The sequence below is a fragment of the Psychrobacter alimentarius genome, from assembly GCF_001606025.1.
Lineage (GTDB): Bacteria > Pseudomonadota > Gammaproteobacteria > Pseudomonadales > Moraxellaceae > Psychrobacter > Psychrobacter alimentarius.
On record NZ_CP014945.1, the window covers coordinates 932,074 to 945,392 of the forward strand.

11 protein-coding genes are annotated in these 13,319 nt (G+C 43.5%); 9 read left to right on the forward strand and 2 right to left on the reverse strand.

All coding sequences use genetic code 11. The annotated features are described in order from the left end of the window. Nucleotides 1-13 precede the first annotated feature (13 nt). Nucleotides 14-907, reverse strand: a complete 894-nt coding sequence (locus A3K91_RS04000) for a methyltransferase domain-containing protein (RefSeq protein WP_062844098.1) — start codon at nt 905-907, stop codon at nt 14-16. Between the two features lie 325 nt (nt 908-1,232). Here A3K91_RS04000 and A3K91_RS04005 point away from each other — a divergent pair, with 325 nt between their 5' ends. The 8 genes from A3K91_RS04005 (at nt 1,233) to A3K91_RS04040 (ending at nt 11,199) form a co-directional block, all read left to right on the forward strand. Beyond that, complete coding sequence (locus A3K91_RS04005) at nt 1,233-2,927, forward strand: alpha/beta hydrolase family protein (protein WP_062844099.1); 1,695 nt, start codon at nt 1,233-1,235, stop codon at nt 2,925-2,927. Between the two features lie 103 nt (nt 2,928-3,030). Further along, the gene (locus tag A3K91_RS04010; protein ID WP_062844100.1) at nt 3,031-3,210 is read left to right on the forward strand and encodes a YdcA family protein; all 180 of its coding nucleotides are present in this window, start codon (nt 3,031-3,033) and stop codon (nt 3,208-3,210) included. Nucleotides 3,211-3,498: 288 nt separating this feature from the next. Continuing rightward, entirely contained in the window at nt 3,499-6,318 is a 2,820-nt protein-coding gene (gyrA, locus tag A3K91_RS04015) for a DNA gyrase subunit A (protein ID WP_062844101.1), read from the forward strand. A gap of 181 nt (nt 6,319-6,499) precedes the next feature. After that, nucleotides 6,500-7,564 carry an EamA family transporter RarD gene (rarD, locus tag A3K91_RS04020; protein ID WP_062844102.1) on the forward strand — a complete coding sequence of 355 codons (1,065 nt, stop codon included), beginning with the start codon at nt 6,500-6,502 and terminating at the stop codon, nt 7,562-7,564. Nucleotides 7,565-7,809: 245 nt separating this feature from the next. Continuing rightward, nucleotides 7,810-8,880: an EamA family transporter RarD gene (rarD, locus tag A3K91_RS04025; RefSeq protein ID WP_062844103.1), complete on the forward strand. Its 1,071-nt coding sequence runs from the start codon at nt 7,810-7,812 to the stop codon at nt 8,878-8,880. A gap of 185 nt (nt 8,881-9,065) precedes the next feature. Beyond that, nucleotides 9,066-9,734 (forward strand): glutathione S-transferase, encoded by a 669-nt coding sequence (locus A3K91_RS04030; protein WP_062844104.1) that lies wholly within the window; start codon nt 9,066-9,068, stop codon nt 9,732-9,734. 68 nt (nt 9,735-9,802) lie between these two features. Continuing rightward, a complete protein-coding gene (locus tag A3K91_RS04035; protein WP_062844105.1) occupies nt 9,803-10,051 on the forward strand; it encodes a hypothetical protein in 249 nt (82 codons plus the stop codon). A gap of 44 nt (nt 10,052-10,095) precedes the next feature. Beyond that, nucleotides 10,096-11,199, forward strand: a complete 1,104-nt coding sequence (locus A3K91_RS04040) for a ribonuclease Z (RefSeq protein WP_062844106.1) — start codon at nt 10,096-10,098, stop codon at nt 11,197-11,199. A 1-nt stretch (nt 11,200) separates the two neighbouring features. On the opposite strand, the gene A3K91_RS04045 is transcribed toward A3K91_RS04040, so the two are convergent. After that, the gene (locus A3K91_RS04045; RefSeq protein ID WP_062844107.1) at nt 11,201-12,166 is read right to left on the reverse strand and encodes an ATP-binding protein; all 966 of its coding nucleotides are present in this window, start codon (nt 12,164-12,166) and stop codon (nt 11,201-11,203) included. 81 nt (nt 12,167-12,247) lie between these two features. Between A3K91_RS04045 and A3K91_RS04050 the strand changes: the two genes are divergently transcribed. Further along, nucleotides 12,248-13,273, forward strand: coding sequence for a serine/threonine protein kinase (locus tag A3K91_RS04050; RefSeq protein WP_228139907.1), 1,026 nt, complete (start codon nt 12,248-12,250; stop codon nt 13,271-13,273). Nucleotides 13,274-13,319 lie beyond the last annotated feature (46 nt).

Below are 13,319 nucleotides of genomic sequence, written 5' to 3' on the forward strand. Positions count from 1 at the left end.
ATGATGGGCAAATTTACCGAGTTGCCATGACATGTAAGTAGCGTCCTAGCCATTTATAAGGTTCTAGTTGTGAGTAACGCAGCTCCATCCGTACGACGGCATCTGGGTGATTATGACCACCACGTTTGAGGGGCGCATAATCATGAAACACGCGCAAGCCACTGGTCAGTACGGTTTGATAATGATGGGCTGCCAGCCAAGCATCGACTTCTTCTTTGGCAACGGGATGATTGGGCGTTAAGCTTTTTTTGTTGTCGGCCTTATAGTCCGTGTTATCGAGTAAGTTAAAGTTACCCATGATGAGGTTACGATAATCGAAGCTGGCGGGATTATAGAAGCATAAAGATATCGCCCCATGATTGGCTAATTGTCGATCAAAGAAATTCATAACCATCGCAGGTTCTGCCAACCATTCTAATAACGCGTGTGACAGGATCAAATCAAACTTAGCGCCATTTGAGCTTTTATCCTTATTTAGCTTGTCTTCAAGGTCTTGATACGGGCAAACATACCACGTTATATCCAACGCTTTATCTATTTGCGCCGCGCTCACTTTCGCCTTTTCAAGCATATTGGCTGAGATGTCATTGATGACTAGGCTATGGCCTTGCGTGGCAAGCTCGATCGAAATCTGTGCCAGTCCTGCGCCCACATCGAGAATACGCAAAGGCCGTCCAAGCTTTTCGCTCATCTTTGCACTATATTCAAAAATATCACGACGCAACACAGCCAGTCGAATCTCGCCCTTTAGACCACCATAGACTTTTTTTTCAAAATGATCAGCAATCGTATCAAAATTGCGATCTGTACGTGCGTCTTGTTGCTCTAACGTTTGCTGCGTCGATATAGTTGCTGATTCTAATAATGGATTATCAGCATTTTTTGTGTCTTGAGGTATTGTTTGCATAAAGGGTAGGTCTGTATCGAGGTGAGATTTTGCAACATCGTACAATAAAGAAGAGAGCGATGCTAGGATTGGTTTGATGGCTTAGAATATTGTTTCTTAGTGTCAAAAAAGGGTCTAAGGTCATGCTTTGCAGTAGCTTTTGATAATATTTTACGGTATAAATAGTAAGGTTTAAGAAACAATTCTGATCATGCAGATTTTGAAGAAAATGCTTAAGACAAAGCAATGATTAAGAATCTCTTTCAAACTGACATTATCTACTGCCATGGACTATCGGCAATCTATTACTTGCCTCTGAAGGCCATCACTACTAAGGATAGTAACGATGATAAAATCCAAATCTGCCACTCGCCTCGCACCAGCTGTTAATACTCAGCTCTCAACTTCTATTATTACGAAACAACCAAAAATGTCACGCTGCTTGTTGTCTGTCGCCATCACCAGTAGTTTACTGCTGGTAGGCTGCGGGGATGATGACAACGACAGAGTTGTCTCCTATGACACGACAGTTGAAACCATCAATGCATTTAGTACCGATCAAATTGATAATGGATTTGGTCTAGGAAATACCGCAACGCCTGATGCCAAATGCGACATTAAAATTGAAAAAATCAATTATCCAACGGTAGGTGCAGCGGGCGAGCGTACCAATGCAACTGCCGCACTGATGCTACCAAGTGGTGATAGCGCGGACTGCCAAGGTGATCGACCCATACTGCTTTATGCACATGGCACCACCACCGATAAAGACTATGACTTCAGTCAAGTGGCGAATACCCAAAACCCAGCGGTGGCTGAAGCCACATTGATAGCCGCGAATTTTGCTGCACAAGGTTATATTGTGGTGGCACCAAACTATGCCGGTTACGATGATTCTAATCTAGAGTATCATCCGTATCTGGTGGCAGAGCAGCAAGCTACTGACATGGCGGATGCATTAGAGGGTGCGCGTACGATTATTGATAGACAACAACGCGTCAATGATACGGACTACACCAGTATTGATGACTCTGGCAAACTGTTTATCAGCGGATACTCACAAGGTGGCCACGTTGCCATGGCAACCGCCCGTCTTCTAGAACAACAAAACGAGCCAGTGACGGCAATTGCGCCTTCATCAGGCCCTTATGCATTAGCCGCATTTGGTGATGCGATTTTTGCGGGCAATGTCAATATTGGTGCGACCCGTTTTGCACCGTTATTGGCAGTAGGTTTGGATAAAAAGTATAAAAATATCTATAGCAACACATCAGATATTTTCTCGGCGCAGTATGCCAATACTCAGCTACCAAGTATGCAAACGTTTGGCGAGTTGGTAAACGCTGGCAAGTTACCTGATAACGCGCTTTTTCAATCAAAACCTACCAATAATACGATTCTCGATCAACTCCCAACCAGCAATTTGCCTTTTGCTTTCTTAGGGTTCGACGATGATAAATATCTGATAAAAACAGACTTCCGTGCCGCTTACGTTGGCGATGCCTTGCAAAATCCAGACAGCCTAATAGCTAGTACAGGAGTATTGCCAGCCGCTAATCCACAAAACAATTTGCGCAAAGCGCTAAAAGACAATGACCTTCGCGGCTATGTGCCTAAAATGCCAGCCCTATTGTGCGGTGGTAACCAAGACCCAACCGTTTTTTATGATATAAACACAGGATCAATGACGGCCATCATACAACAAGCAGGAGCAGCGTCAGGCGCCAATCTGAATGTCACAGTATTGGATGTCGATACCAGAGGCAATCGCGGCGCAGTAACACCAATTGGTAGTGCTATGAGCAACCCATGGATGTCCACGTCCATCATTGACAACATTCAAGGCAGATTTTCTGCAACTTTGACAGCTGTTCAAAACAAAGCTATCGCAGATGCTCAAGCGGCAGGAGTAACTGATCCGACGGTATTGGCTCAAGCAGCAGGCGCCGCTGTATTGGCCAGCTATCACGGTGGCTTAGTCAGTGCAGCCTGTACCCAAGCGACACGCGAATTCTTTGATCAGGAATTCACAGCCAGTTAAGTTCATTCAGACCTGCTTATAACTACTATTTTACCATCAAAAACTGTATCTACTGGATGCAGTTTTTTGATGAATGTCTGCCAATAATTGAAGAGAGGAAAATATGAAATCAATACTATTGTCACTATTCACAATTATTTTTGTTGTTGCGCCTATTAGCCAAGCACAAGCAAAAAATACCCCATGTTCGGGTAAGATGGGCGGAGTATCTCACTGCTCAGCAGATGGTAAATTTGTGTGTAATAATGGCAAAATTAGCCAATCTAAAAAAACTTGTCACTAACATAAATTTAACGGGCAGCGATTCATAAAAATATCGCTGCTAATAAGCTGTTTTCCTTGATTTTAATGACAGTCAGATGCCCCTAAATCAGTAATTTTGTGCTAAAATAGCTTCTTTTATTAAACATTAAAACGATCGTTATTTTCCTATTGTTTTGCACGGTTAGCCGTATTTTTATGATCACTATTTTGATAGTAGCTGCGCATTGATGCAGCTATATTTTTTAGAGTGTATTGGTATCTCAAAAAAAGTGTCTACATTAGAAAAAACGAGAGTGAAGGAGTGTATATGAGCGAATCGGTCAGTCCTATTGGCATTGTAGATGAACTAAAACAATCCTATTTGGATTATGCGATGAGCGTGATCGTCTCGCGTGCACTACCTGATGTGCGTGATGGGTTCAAACCTGTACATCGCCGCGTCATGTACGCTATGCATGTGCTATCTAACGATTACAACAAACCTTACAAAAAATCTGCACGTGTGGTCGGTGATGTTATCGGTAAATACCATCCACATGGCGATAGTGCGGTATACGATGCGATTGTGCGGATGGCACAGGATTTTAGCTTGCGTTATCCGATGGTCGATGGTCAAGGTAACTTTGGTTCGATCGATGATGATCCACCGGCAGCGATGCGTTATACCGAAGTACGTATGACCAAGTTGACCCACCAAATGCTGGCTGATTTGGACAAAGACACGGTCGATTGGGAAGACAACTACGATGGATCTGAGCGCATGCCAAGCGTGATGCCAGCACGTATTCCCAACCTATTGGTGAATGGTGCGACAGGTATTGCTGTCGGTATGGCCACCAACATGGCACCGCACAACTTGACCGAAGTCATCAATGCATGTTTGGCCTATGCCCAAAATCCGCAGGTTTCAGCCGAAGAGCTGATGTCCCATATCTCAGGTCCTGATTTCCCCACAGGCGGCATTATCTATGGTCGCGCAGGTATCTTAGATGCTTATCGTACGGGTAAAGGCCGCTTGCACATACGGGGGCGTTATCATATTGAACCTATGAGTGATACGGGTGTCAACCGTGACCGTGAGCGTATTGTATTCACCGAAGTGCCTTACCAAGCCAACAAAGCCAAGCTGATTGAGCGTATTGCAGAGCTTGTCCGTGATAAAAAAATCGAAGGCATCAGTGAGATTCGTGATGAGTCTGATAAAGACGGCATGCGTATCGCTATCGACTTGCGTCGTGGTGAGACAGCAGAAGTTATCGTCAATAACTTGTTTTTGCAAACCCCGCTTGAGTCTAGCTTCAGTATCAATATGGTGGCACTGGATAATGGTCAGCCAAAAGTATTGACCTTGCGTCAGCTGATTGCTGCGTTTGTGCGTCATCGTCAAGAAGTCGTGACACGTCGTACCATTTACGAGTTAAACAAAGCACGTGTACGTGGGCACCTGCTCGAAGGTTTGACGGTTGCACTTGCGAATATCGATGAGATTATTGCAACCATCAAAGCGTCTGCAAACCGTGGATTGGCGCGCGAAAGCTTATTGAATAACACGTGGGGCTCAGGTAGCGTCGTTGCGATGCTAAACGCTGCCGGTAGTCAGTCAGTGCGTCCTGATTTCATCGAAGGCGAAGATCCTAAAGCGCCATTCGGTTTGATTGATGGCGAAAGCGATGGTGAGCAGCGTTATCGCTTATCACTTGAGCAGGTCAATGCAATTTTAGACATGCAACTGCATCGCCTAACAGGTCTTGAGCAAGATAAGTTGACCGAAGAATATCAAGACTTGCTGCGCGAAATTGCGCATTTAGAGTCTATTCTTGGAGATTTTGACAAGCTAATGACCATTATCTCTAATGAGATGATTGAGATTCGTGACAATTTTGGCGATGAGCGTCGTACGGACATTATCGATTCACGTACTGATTTTAACCGTGAAGACCTGATTCCTGAACAAACTGTGGTCATGACTGTTTCTCGTACTGGCTATGCCAAAACTCAGCCGATTGATGATTATGTGGCACAAAAACGTGGCGGCAAAGGCAAGTCTGCAACTGCGATGAAAGAAGACGATGTCATCGATCATTTGGTTGTGACATCCACGCATGCGACGGTATTGTGCTTTACGGATAGTGGACGCGTCTTTAGTTTGCGTGGCTTTGAAGTACCCATTGCCAGTCGCGGCGCTCGTGGTCGTCCATTGGTCAATCTTATCGGTCTGAATGGTGACGAGACGGTGACGACCATACTACCGATTCCAAAAATAGTAGAGGATCTTTCTGCGAAAAATGACGTGTCTTTAACTAGTGACGATGATGAGTCATTAGAAGGCAGCAATGAAGCAGTTCCACCTTTTGTCTTCTTTGCAACTGCTAATGGTACAGTCAAACGAGTTGAGCTTAAGCAGTTTGCCAATATCCGTTCAAATGGTTTGATTGCTGTTGGTTTAGAAGATGGTGATAAATTGGTCAGTGCTCGCATCACTAATGGTAGCCAAGAAGTCATGCTGTTTGCCTCAAGTGGCAAAGCCATTCGTTTTGATGAAAATGATGCTCGTGCAATGGGTCGTACCGCAAAAGGTGTACGTGGTATGCGTTTGGCAGATGATGAATTTATCAAATCATTGGTTGTCATCGAAGATGATGTGCGCGAGATATTGATTGCTTGTGAAAATGGCTTTGGTAAGCGTACCTTTATCGATGAGTTCAATACCCAAAATCGTGGCGGTGGCGGTGTGATCGCTATTAAAACCAGTGAGCGTAATGGTGCCTTAGTTCGTGCGACCAAAGTTGAGCCTGAAGATGATATTATCTTAATCTCAGACAAAGGAACATTAGTACGTACGCCTGTTGAGCATGTTGCCAGTTCTGGACGTAATACGCAGGGTGTGACGCTGATCCGCTTATCAAAAGATGAAAAGTTGGTCGCCATGGCGCGAGTTGAAAATGAAGAAAACGCTAATGAATTAATCGATGCCATGAGAGAAGATGGTACGTTTGAGGTGGAAGGTCAAGAGCAACAAGACATTGATACGGTCACTGGAGACTCAGCAACTACGGATGTCAATGATGCGATTGATATAGCCAATGACTATTCATTGAATGATGATTCGGCAGACGATGACAAATAAACGTCTCGGCAGTTAGTTTTTTAGTTTAGTTTTTCACACTGCTCTAAAAAAGCCTCTAACGCTATCGTTGGAGGCTTTTGTTTTTTTAGCATTCTATTTCTTTTATTGCCTGCTTTTAATTTTTGGAAGCGCTAATAATTGAAAAAAATGTCCATCACGTTGTATTTTAAAGGCCATATATATGTTCACAACCAATCAAACCTTTCAAGGAACTGTCGCCTCGGTATCATCGAGCGTTTTGTTTTCGATGATGTTTTTGTTTGGACTGTTTATGCTGCCTTTAACAGGTACGCAGGTAGCATCATGGCGCGTGCTTATGATGCTGCTCAGTTTGGTCATATTGCTGAGTTTAACCAAACAGTGGCAGCACGTCTTCGATTATGTAAAAACACTAAAGACAGCAAAAGAATGGCTGATATTCATATTACCTGCACCAATTTTGGGTGGGCAAATTTGGTTATTTATGTGGGCACCTGTAAATGGCTTTGGTCTCGATGTCACTTTGGGATATTTTCTGTTACCACTCATGATGATAGTGATCGGTCGCTTTTTTTATCAAGAGTATATGAGCGCATTGCAGTGGATAGCGGCACTATGTGCAGCATTAGGCATTGGTTATGATATTGTTCAATATGGGTCGGTATCTTGGGTGACGTTGTTTGTTTGTTTGGGATATCCGCCTTATTATCTCCTGCGGCGCACGCTTTCTGTTCCGCCCATTACTGGTCTCCTATTTGATTTGACATTGCTAACACCAGTGGTACTCGCCATGCTTTATATGAGTGGTGGTTTTAGTGTGGCGGCGCAAAATATGAAGTTTTGGTACCTATTGCCACTACTTGGCTCCTTTAGTGCGCTTGCAATGTCTCTAACAATGATGGCGAGTAATAAGCTGCCTGTTTCATTATTTGGGGCTTTGAGCTATATAGAGCCGATGCTGTTATTTGTGTTCTCTATCACCATTTTGAGTCAAAGCCTTGATGAAGGCGGATCGCTCTTTATGTACGGCATGATTACGCTCGCGCTTTTGGTTATGATAATTGATAGTGCAATAGGATATGTGGTTCGTCGCCGTGACAATCATTTGCATGGCTATAGAGAGCCACAAGTGGGCGGGTTTCCGCCGCGTCGTCACTATATCAATCAACGAATCGATGGTGCACTAAAAGCGCATCGTTTTCGCAAAATTCGTCGTTATCGAAAGAAGATAAATAAGATACAGCAGAAATTAAATAATTCTATTTAAAATAAGTGCTTAGGTGTATTAAATTTACTCAAGGCAGAAGTTGACACACTAGATGAACAGTGGCATTGCTTATCTATGCTGACTTTGACATAATGCTGCCCATGATGTAAGCACAATACATTACAAGCGTTGATTTTAGATGGCGCGACGACCTTATATGCAAAAGCCTCAGACGTTCTCGTCTGAGGCTTTTGTTTTTTTTTAAAATTGCCAAGGATGTGCCCCAATCTCTAAAGGCTGTTGTAATGCTGACTACTAACCAAACCTCGCAGGGTACAATCACTGCTGTGGCTGCAAACTTTTTATACTCTTTGCTGTTCCTATTTGGTTTGCTACTGCAACCGTTATCAGGTACGCAAGTGGCTTCTTGGCGCGTACTGACGATGTTTTTTAGTCTGGTACTACTAGTCAGTGTGCTCAAACAATGGCAGCATATTTTTGATTATTTAAAAACATTGAAGGGCACAAAAGAGTGGTTGTTATTTATATTACCAACCCCAATTTTGGGCGCACAAATTTGGATATTTATGTGGGCACCCGTTAATGGCTTGGGGCTTGAGGTAACATTGGGTTATTTTTTATATCCGATGATCATGATCGTCGTTGGTCGATTTTTTTATAATGAAGATATGAGCTTACTTCAATGGGCGGCCATTATATGTGCAGGTTTCGGTATTGCTTATGATATTTTCCAATATGGCGCGATCTCTTGGGCGACTTTGTTTGTCTGTTTGGGTTATCCGCCTTACTATCTACTGCGTCGCAAGCTGGCAGTGCCGCCAATCACAGGCTTGATTTCTGATCTTGTATTGTTGTTGCCCGTTGTGTTAGTTGCGCTGTATTTTAACGGCGGTTTTGAAATAGCCATCGCAAGCGACAAGCTTTGGTATCTACTGCCACTATTGGGCGTTATCAGCACCGCTGCGATGTCCTTAACCATGGTGGCAAGCCAAAAGTTACCAGTCTCACTATTTGGGACTTTGTGCTACCTTGAACCGATATTTTTATTTATATTTTCGATTGCGATTTTGGATCGTAATTTACATGATGGTGGATCTATGCTGATGTATAGCATGATCTTTATTGCACTGCTTATTATGATTGCTGATAGCGCTCTTGGCTATCTGGCGCGAAAACGTGATGACCGCTTACATGGTTATAATGAGCCACAAGTAGGCAGTTTTCCGCCGCGTCGTCGTCTCAAAAATCGCCGTATCAAAGGTGTGCTAATCGCGCACCGATTCCGCAAAATAAAAAAATATCAGCAAAAAATAGATAAAATGACCCGTAAAATTGAAGCGTTACATTTAGAATAATACGGAGTAGATAGCGTCATAAAGTTGACTTAGTAGACATAATTTTTCGTGATGGTTCTACATAGCGCCTATGTTAAAGGTGAATCAATTACGCTATTATCGATATCAATGTTGTCATGCGTAATAGAATATGTGGCACCATCTATGGATCTTATTATTTACTTATACTACAACTAGGACGGTCTATGTTAAATCTGCATCATTTAAACAACTCGCGCTCATTTCGTATTTTATGGTTATTAGAAGAGCTTGAGCTTGATTATAAGTTAACCAGCTATGAGCGCACCAAATCTTATCTGGCACCTGAAAGCTTAAAAAAAGTTCATCCGCTTGGTCATACTCCAGTCCTTGAAGTGGATGGTCGCGCGCTGGCTGAGTCAGGTTTTATCATTGAATATCTGCTCAGACATTATGACACCGACCATCAGTTCAAACCTACTGATGACAATGAAACGGCGTGGGAAAACTATACTTTTTGGCTACACTTTGCTGAAGCTTCTGCGATGCCGCCTTTGGTCATGCGTTTGGTATTTAGCAAAGTGGTTGAGAGATCACCAATGCTCATCAAACCAATCAGTAAAGGTATTCGCAAACAGGTAGAAGATGGCATGATCGATAACAACATCATGAACAACTTAAACTTGATGGAGCAGCATCTACAAAACAACCATTGGTTTGCTGGTGAAGCGTTTAGTGCCGCTGATATTCAAATGTATATCGTCGTTGCAGCGTCTAACGCGCGCGCAGGGATGGACAGAGTCAGATTTGCCAATCTACTAAACTGGCTTAAGCGTTGCCAAGAACGTCCAGCCTTCAAGCGTGCTGAAGAAAAAGGCGGCACACCGAAGTTTTAAAGATATAATATGCTATTGTGAGCGTTTTTGATTCTTATTTAACCATAGCATATAAAGAAGGTAGTACCATGAACGACCAGAATAAGCTGGCTAAAGATACCGTGCATACCGATGAGAGTGATATTCGTCGTCAAGAAATTCGTGCGCAGCAAGTCTCCATTAAATCATGGACGCAAAAGATATTGGTTGTGCTGCTGTGTCTTGCCAGTTTTTATGGCGGCTGGAAATCTTATGAGTCCAATATGGTCAGCGAGTGCCGAGCCAGTGGTGGACAAATGGTAGAAAATCAGAAAACCATGCTATGTCAGTTATCGTAGTGAATGGATAAATAGATGATTGCTATCAGTCAGAGAAGCTATCAATGCTTAAGTTGACCTTTCTTGGCACATCAGCTGGTGTGCCTACCAAGCAGCGTAATGTGACGGCGCTTGCGATTGAATGCTTGAATACCTATGCATCAAGCGCAAATCAACAAAACAGTAAGTCGCACCCATGGCTGTTAATTGATTGCGGCGAGGGCACACAGCAGCAATTGTTGCATACCAAGTTGTCTTTGCATCAATTGACTGCTATTTGCATCACCCATGTGCATGGGGATCATTGCTATGGGTTGCCTGGACTGCTCGCCAGTGCGGCCATGTCTGGACGTCGCCAGCCATTAACTGTGATTGCGCCAAAAGCCATTGCTACACTTTTAGATGCCATCGTATTGACCACTGAGCTATATTTGCCTTTTACGATTGACTTTATAGCAGTTGAAGACATAGTAGAGGGGCAAGTGGGCAAAGTGGACATTGCCTTAAATGAGCAGCATCAGCTAACGATCGACATCACACCTCTCTCGCATCGAGTGTCTTCGCATGGTTTTGGTATCACACAAAATATCAGTCGTCGCACACTAAACACCGCTAAACTCATCGCCGCCGGCATACCTACCAGTCATTTGTGGGGCAGCTTACAGCAAGGTCAAGATGTGGTGACGGATGAGGGTCAACAGCTGCATTCGGCAGACTATGTCAATCATGAGACGCAGCGCACACGTATCGTAGTGGCTGGAGATAACGACATGCCAGAGTGCCTAAGTGCAGCGGTGGTCGATACAGATTTATTGGTCCATGAAGCCACTTACACCACCGATGTGTTAACTAAAATCCAAGCCAAAAATCCAGACTTCGATCCGATGCATAGTAGTGCGCGGCTAGTGGGTGAGTTTGCGCACAATAGCGGTATCCAAAACCTAATTTTGACGCATTTTAGCGCCCGTTATCAGAGCTTTGAAAATCCGAATAGTAGCACACCAAATATGGCACACATCCGCGCGGATGCGCAAAGTGGTTATCAAGGCAATCTTTGGCTGGCAGTCGATTTTGCTCAGTATATAGTCAATGGTGCCAGTGATTTGACCAATAATCAAAAACACGATCGCGTACATTATCTAGGCTCTGCACGCAATCATGAAAAATGATTTAACGCATACTGTCTTCGATAGCCAGCTGTGTTTTACCGCTCCAATAGCGACTAAACTGATAAGCAACCCGTCCTGAGCGCCCGCCACGTTCGGATGCCCAACGTAGCGCATCTGCTCTAATAGCGTCAGGTAAATTGCCGTCTTCTGAGCCAACTTCAAGAGTCATATCGGTATTAGCTAATATTTTCTGTTGTTCTAAAATCAGATAATGCTGAATAATTTGTAGATAGGTTTGCTGATCCATGGGGTGAAAGGTGAGTGACAAACCGAATCGATCAGATAACGACACCGTTTCATCAATGGTCTCATAAGGATTAACTTCATCTGTTTGACCATTGTAAATATCAAGATTGTCTTTCATCATCTGCGGTAATAGACGACGGCGGTTACTGGTGGCGTAGACCAGTAGCTTGTCTTGTTCAGAATCCAGCGCACCATCGAGTACGCTTTTTAGAGCGCGATAACTTTCATCTTGACCATTGAATGCCAAATCATCACAGTACACTATGTAACGGCAACCACAGTCTACGGGTAACGCCTTAATGGCGGCGCGTATTTTGTCTAATACTTGCAAATCATCACGAGCAATCTCAATAATGCGCAGCCCTTCACTATGATAAGCTTGTAATAAAGCCCGAATCAATGAAGATTTACCTGCACCGCGTGTCCCTGTCATCAACACATGATTGGCGGGATAGCCTTTTAAAAACTGACGTGTGTTTTGTATGAGCTTTGACTTTTGTCTCTCGATACCTTGCAAGTCGTCTAAACTTAAAAACAGATTGACTGCCAAGGGTGATAGATGACCATTTTCACCGCCGATCCAGCGATAGGCCAGCTGCTCAGGATCAATTTTGATCGTTGGCGTGACCTGCTCTTGTAAGTATTGAGTCAGCAAATCCAGTATTGGCGTGGGTAAGGCATAATGAGTAGTAGGTTTAGACGAGTGGGTAGGTTGCGACATAATAGCTCTAACTGTTGAGGTGGGATTTGAGAGGTGTCATCGTGGTTTTTTCAGGACGTCACTGTATGATAAGAGTTTGCCATGAAAAACCAGACCATGCAAAATAGTGCCAGTAATCGGCTGATTATACAAGCTTTGCAAACGCAAGCTCAGCAGCTATTGCCGCTTATTACTCAAGCACTGTCTGCACTACAATATAGCGAAATAGTGCATCAGCGTATTGCTCAGCAAAACGCTCTGAAAACACGAGGTGCTGAAACAAAAACCACAGCAACAAGTTGTTATCAAGGTTTGACACGCGCAAAGCACCCGCAATTCGGTAGCGTGATGATTAAGTGGCAGCTAAATGCTTTTGAAAATCATGATTTATCCGGTTTGACTCATGAGTATGATGTGCTGAAATCTTTGAACGCATTATTACAAAATCAGAGTGCGCAAAAAGCTTTTGTTCCTTCTGTACTTACTTGTGAAAAAATAAGCATTCAGGCAATGGGGCAGAGTCAGCAATTAATGGCACTTGTCATGCCTTATTATTCAAATGGTAATTTAGCAAAGCAGCTTACGAATCAAAACCGTCCCTCATTAACCGATAATCACAAGCATCATTTCATTAAACAAGCCGCGCATCTTGTGGCCGAATTACATCATGCTGGCTGTCTGCACAATGATATTAAACCCAGTAATATTTTGCTTAATGCCGCTTTAGAAAGTGGTGGTCACAATATTAGCGAAACGTCTGATCTAGTCATGATTGATTTTGCGTTAGCAGAAACGATTCATCAACCTATTAACTCAAATCCTGCTGGGACGCCTGCCTATCTGGCACCTGAGCGCTGGCAGGGACAGAGAGCAACGATAAAAAGTGATATCTACGCGTTCGGTATCATGATGGTTGAAATACTCATGGGTGAGCGCCCGTTTCAGATTGCTACTGAAAGTATCGATCCAATGATTGATTGGGCGACTCAACATTGCCAAAAGCCTGTGCCAAAATTGCCTTTAAAGTATAGTGGCTATCAATGTATTGTTGATAAAACTTTAGCAAAGCGGGTAGAGAGGCGGTATCAGAGTATGGGTGACATACTATTAGATTTAGGGAAAGTGTGAACCTACGATTAAAACTCATACACAAAAAAACCTGCTAAAAAGCAGG